This is a genomic window from Stenotrophomonas sp. YIM B06876, assembly GCF_030711595.1.
Classification (GTDB): Bacteria; Pseudomonadota; Gammaproteobacteria; order Xanthomonadales; family Xanthomonadaceae; genus Stenotrophomonas.
Map to the genome: position 1 here is coordinate 1 of NZ_JAUJUJ010000643.1, position 360 is coordinate 360.

The 360-nt window shown below is 64.4% G+C and carries 1 protein-coding gene; it reads right to left on the minus strand.

The annotated features are described in order from the left end of the window. On the minus strand, nt 1–360 hold a 360-nt coding region (locus QZH66_RS18845), incomplete at both ends, for a metallopeptidase TldD-related protein (RefSeq protein WP_305807298.1).

A 360-nucleotide genomic window follows, 5' to 3' on the forward strand; every position in this document is an offset into this window, starting at 1 on the left:
AGGATCTTGCCGTTTTCGACCCAGTAGGCTTCGCTGGCCGAGAACACGAACTTGCCGGAGGTGATGTCGACCTGGCCGCCGCCGAAGTTGGTGGCGTACAGGCCCTTCTTGATGCTGGCGACGATCTCCTGCGGGTCCTTGTCGCCGCCCAGCATGTAGGTGTTGGTCATGCGCGGCATGGGAATGTGCGCATAGCTCTCGCGCCGGCCGTTGCCGGTGGGCGCCACGCCCATCAGGCGGGCATTCATCGAATCCTGGATGTAGCCCTTCAAGATGCCGTCCTCGATCAGCACGTTGCGCTGGCTGGCATGGCCCTCGTCGTCCACATTGAGCGAGCCGCGCCGGTCGGCGATGGTGCCG